17 protein-coding genes are annotated in these 19,099 nt (G+C 62.1%); 8 read left to right on the forward strand and 9 right to left on the reverse strand.

Annotation, left to right across the window (positions count from 1 at the left end; translation table 11 throughout):
- Positions 1-3: 3 nt before the first annotated feature.
- On the reverse strand, positions 4-372 hold the full coding sequence (locus ACXR0M_RS07800; RefSeq protein ID WP_458831360.1) for a DUF427 domain-containing protein: 369 nt from the start codon (positions 370-372) through the stop codon (positions 4-6).
- Between the two features lie 545 nt (positions 373-917).
- Entirely contained in the window at positions 918-2,324 is a 1,407-nt protein-coding gene (locus ACXR0M_RS07805) for a serralysin family metalloprotease (RefSeq protein ID WP_458831361.1), read from the reverse strand.
- A gap of 273 nt (positions 2,325-2,597) precedes the next feature.
- On the opposite strand from ACXR0M_RS07805, the gene ACXR0M_RS07810 reads away from it, so the two are divergent.
- Positions 2,598-4,529 carry a DNA topoisomerase III gene (locus ACXR0M_RS07810; protein ID WP_458831362.1) on the forward strand — a complete coding sequence of 644 codons (1,932 nt, stop codon included), beginning with the start codon at positions 2,598-2,600 and terminating at the stop codon, positions 4,527-4,529.
- Between the two features lie 540 nt (positions 4,530-5,069).
- Positions 5,070-5,399, forward strand: a complete 330-nt coding sequence (locus tag ACXR0M_RS07815) for a hypothetical protein (RefSeq protein ID WP_042609383.1) — start codon at positions 5,070-5,072, stop codon at positions 5,397-5,399.
- Between the two features lie 187 nt (positions 5,400-5,586).
- Here the strand turns inward: ACXR0M_RS07815 and cynR are convergent, their stop codons facing one another.
- Positions 5,587-6,462: a transcriptional regulator CynR gene (cynR, locus tag ACXR0M_RS07820; RefSeq protein WP_458831363.1), complete on the reverse strand. Its 876-nt coding sequence runs from the start codon at positions 6,460-6,462 to the stop codon at positions 5,587-5,589.
- 120 nt (positions 6,463-6,582) lie between these two features.
- On the opposite strand from cynR, the gene cynS reads away from it, so the two are divergent.
- The 3 genes from cynS to ACXR0M_RS07835 all read left to right on the forward strand — a co-directional run bounded on the left by cynS (position 6,583) and on the right by ACXR0M_RS07835 (position 8,038).
- Positions 6,583-7,050, forward strand: coding sequence for a cyanase (gene cynS / locus ACXR0M_RS07825; protein ID WP_007966850.1), 468 nt, complete (start codon positions 6,583-6,585; stop codon positions 7,048-7,050).
- A gap of 79 nt (positions 7,051-7,129) precedes the next feature.
- The gene (locus ACXR0M_RS07830; protein WP_458831364.1) at positions 7,130-7,366 is read left to right on the forward strand and encodes a DUF2790 domain-containing protein; all 237 of its coding nucleotides are present in this window, start codon (positions 7,130-7,132) and stop codon (positions 7,364-7,366) included.
- Between the two features lie 12 nt (positions 7,367-7,378).
- Positions 7,379-8,038: a carbonic anhydrase gene (locus ACXR0M_RS07835; RefSeq protein ID WP_458831365.1), complete on the forward strand. Its 660-nt coding sequence runs from the start codon at positions 7,379-7,381 to the stop codon at positions 8,036-8,038.
- A gap of 154 nt (positions 8,039-8,192) precedes the next feature.
- On the opposite strand, the gene ACXR0M_RS07840 is transcribed toward ACXR0M_RS07835, so the two are convergent.
- From ACXR0M_RS07840 to ACXR0M_RS07850, 3 genes are all read right to left on the reverse strand, one after another.
- The gene (locus ACXR0M_RS07840) at positions 8,193-9,695 is read right to left on the reverse strand and encodes an aldehyde dehydrogenase family protein (RefSeq protein ID WP_458831366.1); all 1,503 of its coding nucleotides are present in this window, start codon (positions 9,693-9,695) and stop codon (positions 8,193-8,195) included.
- Between the two features lie 200 nt (positions 9,696-9,895).
- Positions 9,896-10,804 (reverse strand): glutaminase B, encoded by a 909-nt coding sequence (gene glsB / locus ACXR0M_RS07845; RefSeq protein ID WP_458831367.1) that lies wholly within the window; start codon positions 10,802-10,804, stop codon positions 9,896-9,898.
- Between the two features lie 209 nt (positions 10,805-11,013).
- Positions 11,014-12,630, reverse strand: coding sequence for a L,D-transpeptidase family protein (locus tag ACXR0M_RS07850; RefSeq protein WP_458831368.1), 1,617 nt, complete (start codon positions 12,628-12,630; stop codon positions 11,014-11,016).
- A 149-nt stretch (positions 12,631-12,779) separates the two neighbouring features.
- On the opposite strand from ACXR0M_RS07850, the gene ACXR0M_RS07855 reads away from it, so the two are divergent.
- Entirely contained in the window at positions 12,780-13,493 is a 714-nt protein-coding gene (locus ACXR0M_RS07855; RefSeq protein WP_458831369.1) for a murein L,D-transpeptidase catalytic domain family protein, read from the forward strand.
- Between the two features lie 101 nt (positions 13,494-13,594).
- On the opposite strand, the gene ACXR0M_RS07860 is transcribed toward ACXR0M_RS07855, so the two are convergent.
- On the reverse strand, positions 13,595-14,986 hold the full coding sequence (locus ACXR0M_RS07860; RefSeq protein WP_458831370.1) for an MFS transporter: 1,392 nt from the start codon (positions 14,984-14,986) through the stop codon (positions 13,595-13,597).
- Between the two features lie 103 nt (positions 14,987-15,089).
- Between ACXR0M_RS07860 and ACXR0M_RS07865 the strand changes: the two genes are divergently transcribed.
- Complete coding sequence (locus ACXR0M_RS07865; RefSeq protein WP_458831371.1) at positions 15,090-15,977, forward strand: LysR family transcriptional regulator; 888 nt, start codon at positions 15,090-15,092, stop codon at positions 15,975-15,977.
- Here the strand turns inward: ACXR0M_RS07865 and ACXR0M_RS07870 are convergent.
- Entirely contained in the window at positions 15,974-16,594 is a 621-nt protein-coding gene (locus ACXR0M_RS07870) for a cell wall hydrolase (protein WP_458831372.1), read from the reverse strand. The genes ACXR0M_RS07865 and ACXR0M_RS07870 overlap by 4 nt on opposite strands.
- Before the next feature lie 200 nt (positions 16,595-16,794).
- On the opposite strand from ACXR0M_RS07870, the gene ACXR0M_RS07875 reads away from it, so the two are divergent.
- A complete protein-coding gene (locus tag ACXR0M_RS07875) occupies positions 16,795-17,646 on the forward strand; it encodes a CAP domain-containing protein (RefSeq protein WP_458831373.1) in 852 nt (283 codons plus the stop codon).
- 425 nt (positions 17,647-18,071) lie between these two features.
- On the opposite strand, the gene ACXR0M_RS07880 is transcribed toward ACXR0M_RS07875, so the two are convergent.
- A complete protein-coding gene (locus ACXR0M_RS07880) occupies positions 18,072-18,530 on the reverse strand; it encodes an REP-associated tyrosine transposase (RefSeq protein ID WP_458831374.1) in 459 nt (152 codons plus the stop codon).
- Positions 18,531-19,099 lie beyond the last annotated feature (569 nt).

Here is a 19,099-nt window from a genome sequence, read left to right on the forward strand (position 1 = left end):
GAATCAGGCCTCAGCCTCGATCACCTCAAACTTCACCTGATTTGGATAAAACGCCACATAGTCCTTGATCTGTCCGACCGAAATCTTCGGCTTCTCATACGTCCACACCGCATTCGCCGCCTCATGTCCCGGCACCTGCAAGCTGAAGTAATTGGCATCGCCCTTGTACGGGCAGTAGCTGGTGTGCTCGGTGCGGGCGAAGTATTTCTCGTCGATGTCTTCGCGAGGGACGTAGTACACCGGCGGGTAGTTGGCCTCGTTGAGAATCAGCACGTGCGAGGACGCCGCGACCTGAATGCCGTGGAATTTAACTAGCAGGCAACCGGGCAGTTGTTCGAGAGTGATGACGGGGTTGAGGCCTGAGGTTTTCATCGGGTTTCTCCTGAATACGGCGCAGAGACCGCTTCAGGTATAGCCCAAGTGGCTGGGTCGGAATGGTTTTGCAGCCGAACGGCCAAAAGCCCCTCACCCCAGCCCTCTCCCCGAGGGAGAGGGAGCCGACCGTGTAGTCTTGCGCTCAACACCGACCTGAACGTGCTTTGTCGATTATGGATTCAGCGACGCGCTTTCAGGTCGATGTATTTCCTGAGCATCCCCCAATCAGTCCCCTCTCACTATGGGAGAAGGAGCCGACCGCGCTGTCTTGCGCTCGACACCGACCTGAACGTGCTTTGTCGATTATGGATTCGGCGACGCGCTTTCAGGTCGATGCATTTCCTAAGCATCCCCCAATCAGTCCCCTCTCCCACTGGGAGAGGGAGCCGACCGCGCTGTCTTGCGCTCAACACCGACCTGAACGTGCTTTGTCGATCATGGATTCAGCAACGCACTATCAGGTCGACGCATTTCCTGAGCATCCCCCAATCAGTCCCCTCTCCCTCTGGGAGAGGGTTAGGGTGAGGGCTGCTCTTCAGGCATCACGCAACAATATCAGCCGCCACTGCCTGCCCCACCACACCCACGGCAAAGTCGGTCTGCCCCTGCCCTGTCAGGTCGACCAGCAGCGTGGTCTGGTTGCTCTGCGCGAAGTACGTCAGGATCGCGTCGCCGGCATGCCCGGTGAAGCCGCTGACGAAATTCAACGAGGCCGCGCCCGTGGCGAATCCGGCGATGCCCGACAGGTCGATCCTGTCCAGGCCACTCTGGAAATCCATGATCCAGTCCGGCTGGTTGTTGGTCGAATCGCTGGCCGCGCCGAATACGAAGGTGTCTGCACCCGCACCACCCCACAGCACGTCCGCGCCGCCACCGCCATAGAGAATGTCGTTGCCGGCACCGCCGAACAAACTGTTGACCGCCGCATTGCCGATCAGCAGGTCATTGCCCGACCCGCCCACGGCGTTTTCCACGGTGACGCCGTAAGCGATCGACACGTTGCCCACCAGCCCGCCGACGTCAGAGAACGACCCTTCATTGAGGTTGATCTTCTGGTTCTGGGTGAAGCCGGAGAAGTCCAGCCAGTCGTTACCGCCGCCGTCCCACACGGCAAACACCAGCTTGGAAGAGGCCGACGTCGCGCTGTAGTAATCAAGACCGGTGTTGGAGCCGAAGCCGTACCACGTGTCATCGGCGCGGGTCTCGTAGTTGGCGCCGTAGAGTTTCTGCACCGCGACGATATCGTCCAGCAACGGCGCCGAGGCATAAGCACCGCTGCCGTCCGTGCTGAAGTTCTGGTCGGTGTTGGCTTCGCTCCAGTAGCTCATCAGGCTGTAGCCACGGGTGTCTTCGGCGTATTTCGCGTCGTTGTAAGTCGGGCTGCCATTGCCGGCGTTGTAGGCGCCGGGGTGCGACAGGCCGAGGGTGTGGCCGATTTCGTGGGTCAGGGTCTGGCGCCCGTAGTTGTTGGTGTCCGGGGTTTTGTTGACCTGATACTGGTTGTTGATCAGGTACCACGACTGGCCGTCATAGCTGCCGCCGCTCGGCAGATAGGCGAACGCCGCGCCGCCGGTGCTGACGTCGTAGTTGCCGAAGGTCATGTGACCGTCGCCGCCCGTACCTTCAATGAACGTCACCTTGGCCACATCGGCCCAGGATTGCATGGACAGCACGGCCTGGGCCTTCTGCTGCGCGCTGAACTGACTGAAGTTGCCGAGGCTGGGGTTGTAGTTGGCCGGTTTCTCGGTGAGGAAGGTGTAAGTCAGGGAGATTTTGCCGTCGCCGTTCTTGTCGTGCCACGACAGGTTTTTGCGCAGGATTTCGTCGGCAGCCTGGTCGGCGGTGAACGATGGTTTGCCATTGATGAAGCCGACGCCACGGTCATACAGATGGCTGAAGGCATTCACTTGATCATAGGCGCTGCTGGTTTTCGCTTTGGCTTGAGCCATGGTGGACTTCCTTGTGTCAGGGTTAAGCGCACAGACACGGCGATCCTCTGGCGGGATCGGCCGGTCACTCGCGTTTCTTGCAGGCCCGACGAACCTGCCATGCGCGCCAACCCCGGCACCATTGGATTTCTCGATAGCCGTGCGCGGTGTCCCGGTAAAACCGGTCATCCCCGGCAACGTTTTCATCTGTATATCCATACAGATAAAAGTTGCCCCGCGCGCCAACAGCAGCCATTCTGTGCACCTCATGTGAACGGATCGACGACGGTGGTTATGCGGCTGTACCTCTGTGAAAAACCTTCCCAGGCCAAAGACATTGCGGCCGTGCTCGGCGCCAAACGCCGGGGCGACGGCTGCTGGCTGGGAACAGACGTCACGGTGACCTGGTGCATCGGCCACTTGCTGGAAACCGCACCGCCGGATGCCTACGACGCACGCTACAAGCGCTGGGTGCTGGCGGATCTGCCGATCATCCCGGACAAATGGAAAATGACCGTCAAGCCGCGCACCGCCAGCCAATACAAGGCAGTCAAGCGCCTGCTGAGCGAAGCCAGCGAGCTGATCATCGCCACCGACGCCGACCGTGAGGGCGAGATGATTGCCCGGGAACTGGTCGAGCACTGCCGCTATCGCGGACCGATCCGTCGATTGTGGCTGTCGGCGCTGGACGAGGCGTCGATCCGCAAGGCCCTAGCCGCGCTCAAGCCGGGCGCGGAAACCTTCAGCCTGTATCACTCGGCGCTGGGCCGCTCGCGGGCCGACTGGCTGATCGGCATGAACATGAGTCGTCTGTTTACGTTACTGGGCCGCCAGTCCGGCTATCAGGGCGTGTTGCCGGTCGGCCGGGTGCAGACGCCGACCTTGCGGCTGGTGGTGGACCGCGACCGCAGCATCGCCGACTTCGTGCCGGTGCCGTATTGGGCGATCGATGTGCAACTGCTGCACGACGGCACGCCGTTCACCGCGCAGTGGCGCGCGCCGGGGGATGCCTGTGATGATCAGGATCGCTGTCTGAATCAGGCGCTGGCTCAGCAAGCGGCGGCAGCCATCCGCACCGCCGCCAGCGCTCGGGTGGTCAAGCTGCGCACCGAACGCATGCGTGAAGTGGCGCCGCTGCCCTTCGACCTTGGCACCCTGCAGGAAGTCTGTTCGAAAAAGCTTGGCCTCGGCGCCCAGGAAACCCTCGACATCGCCCAGGCGCTCTACGAAACCTACAAGGTCATCACCTACCCGCGCAGCGATTGCGGCTTTCTGCCGCTGAGCCAGCACAGCGAAGCGCCGGGGATACTCGCGGCGTTGCGTCAGGCCGATCCGGGCCTCGAAGCCTTGAACGGCCACCTCGACCCTCAGCGCCGCTCGCGGGCGTGGAACGACGCCAAGGTCAGCGCGCACCACGGCATTATTCCTACCGCTGCCGCGAAAAATCTCGAGCGCCTGAGCGGCAAACACCGGGCGGTCTACACCCTGATTCGCGCCCGCTATCTGGCGCAGTTTCTGCCAAATCATGAATACGACCGAACCCAGGCCGATTTCGATTGCGCCGGTGAAGCCTTGCGCGCGGTCGGCAAGCAGATCATCGAGCCGGGCTGGAAACGCGCCCTGCCCGAAGCCCTCGCCCCGGCCAAGGGCCGTGAAGCACCCGCCCCGCAAACCCTGCCGACGCTGAGCCAGGGCATCGATTGCGCGGTGGCCGGCGTCAACCTCAAGGACCTGTGGACACAGCCGCCCAAGCCTTACACCGAGGGCGACCTGATCAAGGCAATGAAGAACGTCGCCAAACTGGTGGAAGACCCGCTGCTCAAGCAGAAACTCAAGGACACCACCGGCATCGGCACCGAGGCAACGCGTGCCTCGATCATCCAGGGCCTGCTGGACCGGGGTTATCTGGTGAAAAACGGCAAGGCCCTCGCCGCGACCCCGCCAGCCTTCAGCCTGATCGACGCCGTGCCCCGAGCGATTGCCGACCCCGGCACCACCGCCATCTGGGAACAGGCGCTGGACATGGTGCAGAGCGGTGAGATGAGTCTGGAAGAATTCGTCACCAAGCAGGCAGCGTGGATGAGCAAACAGGTCACCCGCTGCTCGGCGCTGAGCCTGACCATCAGCGGCCCGCCGCCTGCCGGCAAGGCTGGCGCGCCATGGAAGAAAAAGCGCAAATCAACCCGCAGTAAAAGTGCCAGTCCAGCCAAGCGCACAGCGAAATAGCGCCGATCAGGGTTTTTATGCCCTGCGTGAACGGCGCTTTTCTCATTCCAAAACAGCTTTGTCCGACAATATGTAGTGAACAAAAATAATCACTACAAAACCGTTGACGGCGTCGTTTTGCTTTTGCATGATGAAGACGTTCCCCGATCGGGAACATCGGTAACACGCTTGAGCAAACTCGTCTGACCGCCGAGTTGTTTTTTCCGGATACACGCTGCCCACAAGGCAGATTGAAGAAGCTGACCTGGCCTGAACGTCCAGTACAAGGACGAGAAGCGCTGGCGAAAATTCTCAAGACGCTTGTGGTCGACCGTGAAACGTCGTCAAGGAGCCTCCCGGTTTTCGCTGCTTCTCCTCGTTGTGACGCTATTGCGTAGCAGTTATTCAACACGACTACATGCAACAGACGCATGACCCCGTACTTCTCACGGGCGAGCGCTGACGTCCTGGTTTCGGTGCCAGGGATCAACTAACCGATGGGCTACCTGTATTAGCGAATCAACTTTGAAAGATCACCAGACTGGTCAAGGGGCAAACATCATGAATCTGAACAATCAACCTACTATCGAAGAACTGGCTCGTATGTTCGCTGCGCAAAAAGACAGCCACGACAGCCATATTCTGTGGATCAGCAAGTCGGGTCAGGTGCATATCGACTGCCTGTCGCCCCACGCTGGTGAGGAAGAATTCGACCGCAACCACCAGAACCTGCTGGCCCGCCTGAAGATGTATCGCCGCGGCCACGGTTATGTCGGCAAGAAGGCTGCGGCCGACAAGGACTTCATTGGTAATGTTCTGCAAACGCTGAAACAGGCGTGGGATTCGATGCAGAACAACAATGAAGTTCGGGTGATTGACCGGTTCTACTAATTTACAACTTCCATAATTAACAAGGGCCTGCTTCTCTTGGAAGCAGGCCCCTTTTTTTTCCAAAACCCCACTGTAGGAGCTGCCGAAGGCTGCGATCTTTTGATCTTGATCTTGATCTTGATCTTGATCTTGATCTTAAAAACAGAATCAAAAGATCGCAGCCTTCGGCAGCTCCTACAGATAAATATCATTGGCGTTGCAGGACGAGATTCACAAACGCCATCGCCGCCGCACTGTGATAATTATTCCTGCGCCGCAACAACGCCGCGCCACGCTGCGGTGCTTCGCTGTCAATCCGCAGCCTGCGCAGCGCCCGGTCCTCGGTGGCAATCGCTTCGGGCAACATCGTCGCCAGCGGCGAATGACGCACCACTTCCAGTAACGTACTCACCGAATTCACCTCGATCCGAACCTGCGGAGTAACGCCCTGCTGGCGGAAATACTCATCAATCGATAACCGCGTGATGAACTCCGGTGCCAGCAAGGCGAAATCCAGTTGCGCAAGGTCGCTCGACGTCAGCCGCGCGTTGCTGTCGTACAGCGGATGCTCGCGGCCGACCATGATCCCCAGGGTTTCGGTAAACGCCGGGATGCATTCGATGTCCGGGTTGCGCACCGGGGTAAAGGCAATCGCAAGATCCAGCGAATCATCGGCCAGCCCCGCTTCGATGTCGTCCATCGACAGCTCGAAAATCTGCAGATGAATCCCGGGAAACCGTGCCGTGTAATCCCGCACCAACGGCCCGACCAGATAGGCCATGAACGTGGGGGTCATGGCCAGCCGCAAGGTCCCGCGCGACAGATCCTTCACGTCATGCAACGCACGCTTGCCCGCCTCCAGCTCCACCAGCACCCGCCGCGCGCATTCGATGTAGGCCTCGCCGGCATCGGTGGCTTTGACCGTGCGTGAGGTGCGGTCAAACAGCAGCACGCCCAGGCTTTCCTCGAGCTGGCGGATCTGTTGCGACAGGGTCGGCTGCGACACATGCAAGGCATCCGCCGCCCGGGTGAATCCGCCGTGATCGGCCACGGCCAGCAGATAGCGTAAATGTCGCAGCAGCATGGGGTTCACCATCTATAGGCAGGACTTATGCGAAGCATTGTATATCGGTCTTGGACGCTATGGATCAACCGGCAGAAGATGGCTTCCACACCGCAAGCCAACCTCGAAAGGAGTGACACCATGCAACAGTCCCACGCCTACAACGATGCCAGCCTGGCCCTGACCACGCGTATTCTCGACATCAAGGCCCGCAAGAATCTGTCGTGGCAGGATCTGGCCGATGGCACTGGCCTGAGTCTGGCCTATGTCACCGCTGCCCTGCTCGGCCAGCACCCGTTGCCGCAGGACGCCGCGCAAGTGGTCGGTGACAAACTCGAGCTGGATGCCGACGCCATTGCCGCGCTGCAGATCATCCCGCTGCGCGGCAGCCTCAGCGGCGTGCCGACCGACCCGACCATCTACCGCTTCCACGAGATGATCCAGATCTACGGCACCACCCTCAAAGCCCTGGTCCACGAGCAGTTCGGCGACGGCATCATCAGCGCGATCAACTTCAAGCTCGACATCAAGAAAGTCGAAGACCCGGAAGGCGGCTCCCGCGCCGTGGTCACCCTCGACGGCAAGTTCCTGCCGCTGCGTCCGTTCTGATCGCGCCCGACCCGCCCTAGGGGCGGGTCATCCGACCTTTTCATTGCATCCATTTCCCACTCTGTCTGGAGGCTGCCCCATGCAAAAAATACTGCTGACCCTCGCCCTGCTCGCCGGACTGTGCGCTCAGGCCCACGCCGATGAAGACGCCGTCGCCTATCGCTACGGCATGCCTCTGGACATCGCCAAAGTCGTGAGCATTACCCCGGTTGCGGACGTCTGCGGCGTGGTGCCGGTGGAGATGACGTATCTGGACAGCCACGGCGGCCAACACATTCTGCAATACAGCGAATTCGGCAACGGTTGCTCGAACTGAGAGGACTGCACCATGAAAAACCTGATCGACGGCTTCCTGAAGTTCCAGAACGAAGCCTTCCCGCAACGCACCGAACTGTTCAAGCACCTGGCAACCACGCAGCAGCCCGGAACCTTGTTCATCACCTGCTCCGACAGCCGCGTGGTCCCGGAACTGCTGACCCAGCAAGAGCCCGGCGAGCTGTTCGTGATCCGCAACGCGGGCAATATCGTGCCGTCCTACAGCCCGCATCCGGGCGGGGTATCGGCGACGGTGGAATACGCGGTGGCGGTGCTGGGGGTGACCGATATCGTGATCTGCGGTCACTCGGACTGCGGCGCGATGACCGCGATTGCCCAGTGCAAATGCATGGACCACCTGCCTGCCGTCAGCGGCTGGCTGCAACATGCCGAGTCGGCAAAAGTGGTGAACGAGGCGCGGCCGCATGCCAATGACGCGGCCAGATTGAGTTCGATGGTGCGGGAAAACGTGATCGCGCAACTGGCGAACATTCAAACCCACCCGAGTGTGCGCCTGGCGCAGGAGAAAGGTCTGCTGAATCTGCATGGCTGGGTGTACGACATCGAGACCGGCTCGATTGGTGCGCTGGCGGCGGATCGGCGCACGTTTGTGCCGCTGGCGGAGCGGCCAGCGACCTGTGCCGTTCAGGCGAACACCAGCGCAGCCGCCTGATACAAATCCGCTGAGGTAAAGAGGAAGTTGTGGCGAGGGGGTTTATCCCCGATGGACTGCGCAGCAGGCCCAATCTCTTGGGGCCGCTGCGCGCCCCATCGGGGATAAATCCCCTCGCCACAGGCCGGTGTGGATCAACCAGGATGGGGAATTTTCAGCGTTTTACTGTGAGATCGGTCTGGGTCATGCGGCTGCGAACCGTGAACACGCCATCCCCCGAAAGAATCGCACTGCGCGCAAACAGGCGCCCGCTCTCCCAGTTCGAAAGGCCCAGTTCCGGCTTGTTCAGCGCGTACTGACCATCGACCCAACGGGTAATCCCATTGCCCACGAACGGCGCGTTCACCGCGTTGTAAAAACGCGTGTGCGCCGCCGCATCCTCGCTGATCAGCGACACCGTGAACTGCGGACTGTAGCGGTTGAACAAGGCAATCGCCTGATTCAGATCGTCAATGATCATCAGGCTGACTTCCGGGGTTTCTTCCCATTCCCACTCACGGCCCAGCTCGGATTCTGCCAACGCTTCGGCCTGGGCTTCGGTCTGATAACCCTCGGCGCGATAAACCTTGACCGTCGCGCTGTGCCATTCAGTCGGCAGGCAGCTTTCACTGCCTTCGACGATGTGCAATTTGCAGCCCTGCCCGCGTGCGTTGCCAGCCTGTTGCAAGGCGTCGAGGAACAGCGGCACCAGTTCGGCGGCGCGCTCGCGGTGAATCAGGCAGACGTTCAGGGTGTTGCAGACTTTGCGATCCAGCGAGTTGCGCACCACAGCGGCGAAGCGCGTGGCGTCGGCGTCGCGATCGGCAATCAGCCACGCGCCACCGGTGCCGTGCAGGCTGACCGCCGTGCCCGCCTGCTGGGCGATGCTGCCCAATTGGCTGACCGCACGACCCGAACCGCGGGCCACCGCCAGCGACAAACGACGGTCGGCGAACATCGCCCAACCGGCGGCGTGATTGACGCTCTCCACCAACGACACCGCACCCGTCGGCAGACCGGCATCGGCCAGCGCCGGGTTCAAGGCGTGCGTGACGATCGCTTGCGCCGTGCCCAGCGCATCACTGCCGATGCGCAGTACGGCGGTGTTGCCGGTGCGCAACACCCCGGCGGCGTCGGCGAATACGTTCGGCCGTCCTTCAAAGACGAAAGCGACGATGCCCAGCGGCGACACCACTTGCTCGACCTTCCAGCCGTCATGCTCGACGCTGCTGATGACCTTGCCACGGGTGGCCGGCGCATCGCGCCAGGCGCGCAGACCGGCGATCATGTCGCGGCGCATGCGCTCGTCGGCGAGCAGGCGGGTGGTGGAGCGGCCACGGGCCTTGGCGCGTTCGATGTCGGCCAGGTTCGCCGCTTCGATCAAGGCCCAGCAGTCCGGACTTTCCAGGCGCTGGGCGAATAGATCGAAAAAGCGGCTGATGGCCTCGTCGGACACCGCCGACAAGGCGCTGAATGCCGCTTCTGCACGCTCGATAGCCACTGCAGCGGCCTGTTGATCCGCCACCGGAATCAGCAACAGCTCGCCGCTCACCTGCTCGACCAGCAGGTGGTCACCGGGCTGAAACCGCGCCGCCAGTTCGGGGCTGACCACTGTCACGCGGTTACCGGCGAAAGGGATTGGCGTGCCAGCGACTAGACATTCGAGCGCAAGAGACATGAAGCGGATTCACCATAGGAGGGGCGGCCGAAAAATGTAGCGGATTCTGCGCAGAAACACACCTTCTACAAACACCTCGACCCTGTGGGAGCTGGCTTGCCAGCGATAGCGGTGGTTCAGCCACATCAATGCAGGATGTGCCGGCCTCATCGCTGGCAAGCCAGCTCCCACAAGGGTTTCACCGTGATTGAAAGATCGGCTCAGAACACCGACCAGCCAATCCGCGAACTCAACAGTTCCAGCGCCGCCATCCCCGCCAGCGAGTTACCGGCGGCGTTGAGTTCCGGCGACCACACGCACACGCTGAACTGCCCCGGCACCACCGCGACGATGCCGCCGCCGACCCCGCTCTTGCCCGGCAGGCCGACGCGGTAGGCAAAGTTGCCGGCCTCGTCGTACAGACCGCTGGTGGCCATGATCGAGTTGACTTGCTGGGTCTGGCGTCGGGTAAGGATCTGCTCGCCGCTGTGCTTGCAGAAACCGTCGTTGGCGAGGAAGCAGAAGGCCCGCGCCAGATCGATGCAGTTCATGCGCAGCGCGCAGTGGCTGAAGTAGCTGCGCAGCACCGCCTCGACGTCGTTGTGGAAGTTGCCGAACGATTGCATCAGGTACGCCATGGCGGCGTTACGGGCGCGGTGCTGGTATTCGGAGTCGGCGACCTTGCCGTCGACGATCACCTGTGGATTGCCCGACAGGCGCCGCACGAAGTCACGCATCGACAGGGCCGGCGCGGCGAAACGCGATTGGTTGATGTCGCAGATCACCAGCGCCCCGGCGTTGATGAACGGGTTGCGCGGACGCCCGCGTTCGAACTCCAGCTGCACCAGCGAATTGAACGGCTGGCCGGACGGCTCGTGCCCCAGGCGCTCCCAGATCGCCTCGCCGGAATGCTCGATGGCCTGCACCAGGCTGAACACCTTGGAAATACTCTGCACCGAGAACGGCGTCTCGGCGTCGCCGGCGCAATACATCTCGCCGTCGTTGCTGTACACGGCAATGCCCAGTTGATTGGCCGGCACCGTGCCGAGGGCGGGAATGTAGTCAGCCACTTTGCCCTGCCCGATCAGGGGCCGGACCGCGTCAAGAATCTCGTTCAACAGCGCTTGCATGCCGGGTTCCGAAGTCTCGCCCCATGGGATTGCGGGGACACTGGGGCTAGACGCTGGACAACTGCAACGAATCACACTGGCTGACACGCTGAAATCCAAATGTGGGAGCGGGCTTGCTCGCGAAGGCGTCAGGTCAGTCGACACCGATGTCGGATATGCCGGCCCCTTCGCGAGCAAGCCCGCTCCCACAGGGTTTTGTGCGTTTGAGCTCAGTGCGCTCCGTCCAGCCCCGCCAGCAGCGCGTTATCGCGGCTGTAGATGTCCGGCGCATAGCGCAGCTGGCCGTCGCTACCGACCTGCGCCGTCCAGTAGGTCATCAGGATCGGTACCGGCGCCGACAGGCGGAATTCATGGGTGCTGCCAGTGGCGAGCAAGGTATCGGTGCGGCTGCGTTCCGCCGGGCTCAGCAACAGGTCGCGCAGTTGCAGTGGATGCTCGACCCGCACACAGCCGGAGCTGAACGCCCGTGGGCCTTTATCGAACAGGGCTTTGCTCGGCGTGTCATGCAGGTACACGGCGAACGGGTTGGGGAAGCGAATCACCAGTTGCCCCAGCGGATTACGCGGCCCGGCGTCCTGGCGCAGCATGATGTTGCCGGGGTTGTCCCAGTCGATGTCGGCAGCGGCCAACGGCTGGCCTTGGGCGTCGAGCACTTGCAGGTTCTGGCGGCTGAGGAAGGTCTGGTCCTTGCGGATCGCCGGCAGCTTGTCTTCTTTCCAGATGGTCGGCGGCACGGTCCAGGTCGGATTCAGGGTCAGGCGCGTGACCCGGGATTTGAGCAGCGGAGTCTGCCGTTCGGCGCGACCGACCTGGGTGCGGGTCTGCCACACCGGTCGCCCGCCCTGATAAAGGGTCAGTTCAGCGGCGGCGACATTGACCAGCAAGCCGTCCGGCTCCATGTCCTGCGCCAGCCAGCGGAAGCGTTCGAGGTTTACGCGCAACTGCTCGCGACGGGTCAGTGGACTGATGTTGAGCTCGGCAATCGTCCCCGGCCCGACCACGCCGTCGGCCTGCAGCGAATGGTTGGCCTGAAAGCTTTTCACCGCCTCCACCAGCACGCCGTCATAGGCATTGCCGGGGGTGCCGATGGCGTGCGTCAGGTAGCCTTCGTTGAGCAGTCGCTGGGCCAGTTCCGGCACGCGTTTGTCTTCCATCGCCGGCCGTAACAGCGGGCCGTTGCCCACCGACTGCCAGTGGGGCAAGGCTTGCAGCCGCTGGCTGGCATACAGATGCCGCAGGCTCTGATACTGCGCCAGACGCGGACGCGCCAGATCGAACGCGGCCTTGATGTCGTGCAAGCCAGGCTCGGCGATGGCGAGCAATTCCGCCTGACGATCACGCGGGGTGTCGTCGGCATGCCACAGCGGCTCGAAGTGCGACTGCAACAGGCGCCCGTAATGCAAGTCCTGCAAGGCCTGCAGGTAGTAGCGAGTGATGTCGATATCGGCGCACAGTTCGCCGTCCTGCGGCGGATTGGCCGCTACCGGATAGCGTTTGGGGTTGAGGCCATCATCAGCCAACAGCTGCAATTGCTCGCGCAACACCGGCAGGCGTCCAGACTCGCTGGCCCACACCGGCAGCCAGTCCTGCTGCTGATAGAACGCCTGCAGTTGCGTCAGCGCCGCGCCGCTCAGGTGGGCAGCAATCGCCGGGCAGGCCTGGGGCAAACCGATCAGAACCGCCTGCAACGGACTTTGCGGTGCGACCGGCATTGGCGCCGGCGCTGGTGGCAAGGTCTGCAACGGCGGCAGCGGTTCATCGGCACAAGCGACAAACGGCGCAGCGAGCAAACAAATGCTCAAGTAGCATGCGTACTTTTTGAACAACTGCTTTACTCCAATCCGTGGCCGTCTCGATGACGGCCAACCTTACATCAGGTGCGCTGAACAGTCAGGCCCGAATCATGGGTCTGTGGGTATGACTGGGAGTCAGGAGCCAAAGTGCCAAATAAGTAGCAAGTGAGGACACTTTATAAATGTTGACGTTTTTGCGCCGACTTCTACTGACCACCGCGACCCTGGTCGTGGCGGGCAGCCCCGCTTTCGCCGCCGGCAAACCATCGCCGGTTCTGTTGACCAGCCTCGCCCACGCCGCGCCGGAACTCAATCCCCAGGCGCTGAAAGGTGCCTTGAGCGCCATGCAATGCGCGGTCAGCAATGGCGCGCGACCTTCGCGTCATCTGGCGATCATCGATTATTCGCAACCTTCCACCGCCCGCCGGCTGTGGATCTTCGATTTGAGCAAACGCAAACTGGTGCTGCGCGATCTGGTCGCCCACGGCTCCAACTCCGGGGAAAACTTCGCCACTCAGTTCTCCAATCGCGAAGGCAGTTACCAGTCCAGTCTGGGCCTGTTCCGCACTCAGGAAAGCTACGAAGGCACCCACGGTTACTCGCTGCGCATGGACGGTCTGGAACCGGGCTTCAATGATCTGGCCCGCGACCGGGCAATCGTGATCCACGCCGCCGACTACGTGAATCCGCTGTGGAGCAAGCGTCAGGGCCGCATCGGGCGCAGTCAGGGGTGCCCGGCGGTGCGTCCGCAAGTGGCCAAGCAAGTGATCGATAAACTCAAGGACGGACAGTTCATGTTCTCCTGGTACCCGGACCAGCGCTGGCTGAAATCCTCGCCGTACCTCAACTGCCGGCCGCAGCAGGTGGCGAGCATTCTGAGTACCCACGCCAGTTGAGACTCGCCCTGTAGGAGCTGCGGCACGCTGCGATCTTTTGATGTTGATTTTAAAGGCAAGATCAAAAGATCGCAGCGTTCCGCAGCTCCTACAGGGACGTGTCAGTCAGCGACTTCACCGGCGGGCGAAGTTCCACACGTAATCCGGGTTCGGCTGATGACCAGCGCCACGATCATCAGCGCCGCCGCCACACCGAACGTGCTGTGCAGGCCGCTGCCGATGACTTCGGGCGGGGCCTGCGTCGGGTCGCCGGTGGCGAATGCAAACACCGCCCCCATCACCGCCGCGCCGGTGATCAGTCCCAGATTGCGCGACAGCCCGAGCAGGGCCGAGACCACGCCGCGCTGCGCCTGACTGACCGTACTCATCAAGCCGCTATTGTTCGCTGCCTGGAACAACGCGTAATTGCTGGCGATCACCGCCATCGGCAGCAGATACGCCGCCAGCCCGAACGCGGTCGGCAACAGCGCCAACAAGCTGCAACCCGTCGCCATCCCGAGCAAGGCACAAGGCACCACGCGTCGCGCGCCGAAGCGATCCACCAGGCGCCCCGCCGGCACCCCGCCGCACGCCGCGAGCAACGGTCCCACCGATAACGCCAGACCAACCACGCTGCTGCCCATGCCCAAACCGCGACTCAGGTAAAACGGCCCGACCACCAGGGTGGTCATCATCACCGTCGTCACCAGAAATGTCAGCACCAGACTGCTGCTCAACCGCGCATCGGCGAACAACGACAGACGAAGCAGCGGCGCCTTCGCCTTCATCTCCACCACCACAAACAGCCCTGCCCCGCACAGACTGAGCAGCAACAACGTCAACGTAAAGCCGTGCAGGGTCATTGCCAGCGCATACGCCGCCAGCGTCGAAACCAGCACCACGGTGCCGAGGTAATCGAAAGCCAGCGTCGATTGCGCCGGGCGATCGGCTGGCAGATAGCGGTACACCAGCCACGCATTGAGCAGGCCCAACGGCACATTCAGGAGAAAGATCGCCGGCCAGCCGACATGCGCGATCAGCAGCCCGCCCAACGACGGCCCGAGGCTGGTGCCGGTGGCGGACATGGTCGCCAGCAAGCCCATCGCACTGCCCGCCCGCGTCTTGGGCACCGCATCCGTGACCAGCGCCACGGTCAGGGCAAACATGATCGCCGCGCCCAGCCCCTGCACCGCCCGCGCGCCGATCAACCAGCCCAGCCCCGGGGCCAGCGCGCAGCCCAAGGACGCGCTGGCAAAGATGCCGATGCCGATCAGCAGCAGGCGCCGCCGCCCGAACACGTCCCCCAGCCGCCCGACGCTGACGATCAACGTGGTGACCGCCAGCAGATACGCCAGCACGATCCACTGCACCTGCTGAAACGTCGCGTCAAACGCCGTGGCCAGCGTCGGCAGGCCGGCATTGGCGATGCTGGTATCGAGCGACGGCATCAACATCGACAGCGCCAGACTGGTCAGCGCCCAGCGGGCTTGGGGGCTCAAGGGGGATGCGGGCATCGGGCGCTCCTGCGGCAAAGGTCGGACGGCATAGCCTGAATCTCGACAACCCAAGGCGCAAGACGCATGCTTTGCACTTGATACCTGCATGGAACGCCATGTCATGAGCACACCGGATCTGAACCTGCTGATCACCCTCGACGTGTTGTTGCGCGAAGGCAGCGTTGCCCGCGCCGCGCAAATCCTGCGGCTGAGCCCGTCGGCCATGAGCCGTTCCCTGGCCCGGCTGCGTGAAACCACCGGCGATCCGTTACTGGTGCGCGCCGGTCGCGGCCTGGTGCCGACGCCGCGAGCGCTGGAGCTGCGCGAGCGGGTCAGCACGCTGGTGCAGGAGGCCGAAGCGGCGCTGCGCCCCGCCGAGATCCTTGATCCCGGCCAGTTGCAGCGCACGTTCACCCTGCGCAACACCGACGGTTTTGTCGAAACCTTTGCTGCCGCACTTCTCGCGCGCATCGCTGAAGAAGCGCCCGGCGTGCGTCTGCGCTTTGTGCAGAAAGCCGACAAGGACAGCACGCTGCTGCGCGAAGGTCGGGTCGATCTGGAAACCGGTGTGGTCGATGACAGCACCGACCCGGCGCTGCACAGCCGCATCCTGTTTCAGGATCAGTGGATCGGCGTGGTGCGCGAAGGGCATCCGCTGAGTGCAGGCAAGATCAGCAGCAAACGCTTTGCCGGCGGCCAGCACATTCTCATCTCACGGCGCGGACGCAGCAGCGGCCCGGTGGACGAAGCGTTGCTCGCCCTGGGCCTGACGCGGGACATCGTCACCTCGTTCGGCGGCTTTTCTCCAGCACTGACGCTGGTGCGCGAATCGGATCTGATCGCCACCGTGCCCGAACGCCACACCAGCAAACTGCGCATGGGCCTGCACAGCTTCGCCCTGCCGTTCAAAATGCCGCCGATCAGCGTGTCGATGCTCTGGCACCCGCGCATGGACGCCGACCCGGCGCATCGCTGGCTGCGCAATTGCGTGCGCGAAGTCTGCGTCTAACGCGCATCGCCAGCGGCGGGTTTGTAGAAGAGGAATTTGCCGACCCTGGCAGTCCTTTTGTAGGCCTTGGCCCAGCTCGGGTGCACGTTGCGGTCATGAAAGTACAGCGCGCCATGGGTGCGATCCTTGAGCTGGCGGTTGAGCGCCTTGCCGGCGATATCCTTGGCCAGGGTGTATTCGGCGTCTTCCTTGACCTGATCGGCCTTGCCATCGCACCACCAGGAAAACTGGCAGCTCCTGGTTTCCGAACCCTGTTTGACCACTGCACAAACGGTACTCGGGAAGCCGTCATGGCCGAGGCGATTCATCACCACGCTGGCCACCGCCTCCATTTCCGGCGTGTCGCGGCCCTTGGCTTCCCAGTAGATACTGCGCGCCAGGCAGGTGATCGGATCGTCCAGCGGCGCGGTGCCTGCCGGGTCTACGGCTTGCACTTCAGTCGGGGTAATTGCTTCGGATTTCGGCGCCGGTGCCGCGCTGACGTTGTCGGCGGCTTTTTCCTCCAGCACCTGGGCTTTTTCTTCGGCCTTGGCCTTGATCGGGGCCTGCTCGGTGGCCATCACCACGCCAGCCATCAGGGTTACTGCAAAACAGCCTGCCAACCATTTCAATCCCATGTCAGTTCTTCCGGCAGCGCCCGGTCCGGGCAAGGTGTTTCGTCGGGGGAGACGCCCGGTTCCCGGGGTCGTCGCAGAGTGTAGACGGCCAACAACGACGCAACGTTCCGCAGAAAAACCGCCTCGATGAAGAAAAAGACATTGCACGGACCGGGGGCCTTTCGCGCATCATGAGCGCATTCCGCACCAGGGAGATTTCCATGCGTTTCATGCCATCCGTTTTGCGTTTCGCCGCGCTGTCCGTGGGCCTGACCGTCGCCGCCTCGGCCATGGCTGGCGACGAGTCGCAGCTAATCGAGTCGATCAACGCCTACCGCAGCCAGCCACAGCGTTGCGGCACTCAGGTGTCCAATGAATTGGCGCCGCTGGCGGCCGATCCACGGCTGAGACTGCCGGCCACCGGCGCGGTCAATCTGCAACAGGCCATGGCCAGCGCCAGTTACCCGATGGTCAACGTGCAGGCAATCACCCTCAACGGACCGCGCGATGCGGCGTCGGCAATGCAGGCGATTAAGGAAAGTTTCTGTCAGGTGGTGCTCGATCCGCAGTTTGTCGATGTGGGCGTCAGCCGTGATGATCGCGACTGGCGCATTGTCCTGGCGCGACCGCTGCTGTCGGCGAAACTCGGCGATGCGCAAAGCGAAGGCCTGAAGTTGCTCGCACAGCTCAACACCGCCCGCGCCCAGCCGCGCCAATGCGGTGGCCAGGCGTTTGCCGCCGCTGCACCGCTGGCCTGGAGTGCCAGCTTGGGCACAATCGCTCAGGATCACAGCCGCGACATGGCCAATAACAATTACTTCGACCACAAGGATCGCGACGGCCGCACCCCAGGCGACCGCGCGGAACTGGCCGGCTACAGCGGGCAACTAGTCGGCGAAAACATCGCCGCCGGGCAAGACACCGTGGGCAAAGTCGTAGAAGGCTGGCTCGCCAGCCCCGGGCACTGCGCCAATCTGATGAACCCGCAATACAAGGAACTCGGCGCCGCCTACGCGACCGATCCGAAGAGCAGCGCCGGGATTTACTGGACGGCGATGTTCGGGGCGCAGTAACTCCCCTTCAGAGAACACCGCAGATCCAGTGTGGGAGTGGGCTTGCTGGGGTCGGCACATTCAGCATCAATGGCGACTGAACTGACGCCTTCGCGAGCAAGCCCGCTCCCACAGGGGGAGCGTCGGTGATCAGGGACTTCGGCGGGTCGCAATCCAGGTGGGAGTGGGCTTGCTCACGAAGGGGCCGGCACATTCAGCATCAATGGCGACTGACCTGACGCCTTCGCGAGCAAGCCCGCTCCCACAGTGGGAGCCTCGGTGATCAGGGACTTCGGCGGGTCGCAATCCAGGTGGGAGTGGGCTTGCTCACGAAGGGGCCGGCACAGCCAGCATCAATGTCGACTGAGTTGACGCCTTCGCCAGCAAGCCCGCTCCCTTGGGGATCGCATTTATTCGGATGTATTCGGTGAATGCGCATCTTGAGTTCAAACCCAGATTGCATCCCATAACGGATAGTCACCGAGTTTTTCCACCAGTCCGGCCCGCAGTGGATTAGCCACTACATAGCGGGCCAGTTTCACCAGATCCTCCTCTCGACGTAACGCATGGTCATGAAAACTGTGCTGCCAAAGGCTTCCCGATCTACCGGCTGCCTTGTTGACTGAACGAGTGCTCAAGGATTTGACCTGGCACATCAATTGACCAAGTGTTCCCTTTTGCAACTGGATCAGCCAATGGAAATGATCCGGCATGACCACCCATGCCAATGTGTCGGCAAACCCCTCTTCCTGCGCCTGCCGGAACTGATGCACAACCAATCGACCGAGCCTGTAATCCTTGAACACTGGTTCTCTTCCCAAGGTGTTGGCCGTTAAAAGGTAGATCTGGCTTTCTTCGCTATGACGACCCGTTCGCAGGCGATGTGATGAATAACGTGTGGGCATTCCTTTGCCTTGTTCATGGTTGAATTGAGAAAAGGCTAGATCAGCCAGCCCCCTGCGCCGCGCATGTTTATTGGCAGGATGTGTCTGCGCACCAGATCCAGGGTGGGAGTGGGCTTTCTCACGAAGGGGCCGGCACATTCAGCATCAATGTTGCCTGACCTGACGCCTTCGCGAGCAAGCCCGCTTCCACAGGGGATTACGGCTGGATGAAGGATTCGCAGCTAACCGCGATCAAGGGTGGGAGTGGGCTTGCTCACGAAGGCGCCGGCATATTCAGCATCAATGTCGACTGACCTGACGCCTTCGCGAGCAAGCCCGCTCCCACAGGGGATTACGGCTGGATGAAGGATTTGGAGCTAACCGCGATCAAGGGTGGGAGTGGGCTTGCTCACGAAGGCGCCGGCACATTCAGCATCAATGGCGACTGACCTGACGCCTTCGCGAGCAAGCCCGCTCCCACAGTGGATTACGGCTGGATGAAGGATTCGCAGTTAACCGCGATCAAGGGAGGGAGTGGGCTTGCTCACGAGGGGGCCGGCACATTCAGCATCAATGTCGACTGAGCTGAT

The organism is Pseudomonas sp. Eth.TT006, assembly GCF_054456575.1.

Coding starts and splice junctions, on each gene's coding strand:
- ACXR0M_RS07800 (WP_458831360.1), bottom strand. CDS start 372: ATGAAAACCTCAGGCCTCAACCCCGTCATCACTCTCGAACAACTGCCC.
- ACXR0M_RS07805 (WP_458831361.1), bottom strand. CDS start 2,324: ATGGCTCAAGCCAAAGCGAAAACCAGCAGCGCCTATGATCAAGTGAAT.
- ACXR0M_RS07810 (WP_458831362.1), top strand. CDS start 2,598: ATGCGGCTGTACCTCTGTGAAAAACCTTCCCAGGCCAAAGACATTGCG.
- ACXR0M_RS07815 (WP_042609383.1), top strand. CDS start 5,070: ATGAATCTGAACAATCAACCTACTATCGAAGAACTGGCTCGTATGTTC.
- cynR (WP_458831363.1), bottom strand. CDS start 6,462: ATGCTGCTGCGACATTTACGCTATCTGCTGGCCGTGGCCGATCACGGC.
- cynS (WP_007966850.1), top strand. CDS start 6,583: ATGCAACAGTCCCACGCCTACAACGATGCCAGCCTGGCCCTGACCACG.
- ACXR0M_RS07830 (WP_458831364.1), top strand. CDS start 7,130: ATGCAAAAAATACTGCTGACCCTCGCCCTGCTCGCCGGACTGTGCGCT.
- ACXR0M_RS07835 (WP_458831365.1), top strand. CDS start 7,379: ATGAAAAACCTGATCGACGGCTTCCTGAAGTTCCAGAACGAAGCCTTC.
- ACXR0M_RS07840 (WP_458831366.1), bottom strand. CDS start 9,695: ATGTCTCTTGCGCTCGAATGTCTAGTCGCTGGCACGCCAATCCCTTTC.
- glsB (WP_458831367.1), bottom strand. CDS start 10,804: ATGCAAGCGCTGTTGAACGAGATTCTTGACGCGGTCCGGCCCCTGATC.
- ACXR0M_RS07855 (WP_458831369.1), top strand. CDS start 12,780: ATGTTGACGTTTTTGCGCCGACTTCTACTGACCACCGCGACCCTGGTC.
- ACXR0M_RS07860 (WP_458831370.1), bottom strand. CDS start 14,986: ATGCCCGCATCCCCCTTGAGCCCCCAAGCCCGCTGGGCGCTGACCAGT.
- ACXR0M_RS07865 (WP_458831371.1), top strand. CDS start 15,090: ATGAGCACACCGGATCTGAACCTGCTGATCACCCTCGACGTGTTGTTG.
- ACXR0M_RS07870 (WP_458831372.1), bottom strand. CDS start 16,594: ATGGGATTGAAATGGTTGGCAGGCTGTTTTGCAGTAACCCTGATGGCT.
- ACXR0M_RS07875 (WP_458831373.1), top strand. CDS start 16,795: ATGCGTTTCATGCCATCCGTTTTGCGTTTCGCCGCGCTGTCCGTGGGC.
- ACXR0M_RS07880 (WP_458831374.1), bottom strand. CDS start 18,530: ATGCCCACACGTTATTCATCACATCGCCTGCGAACGGGTCGTCATAGC.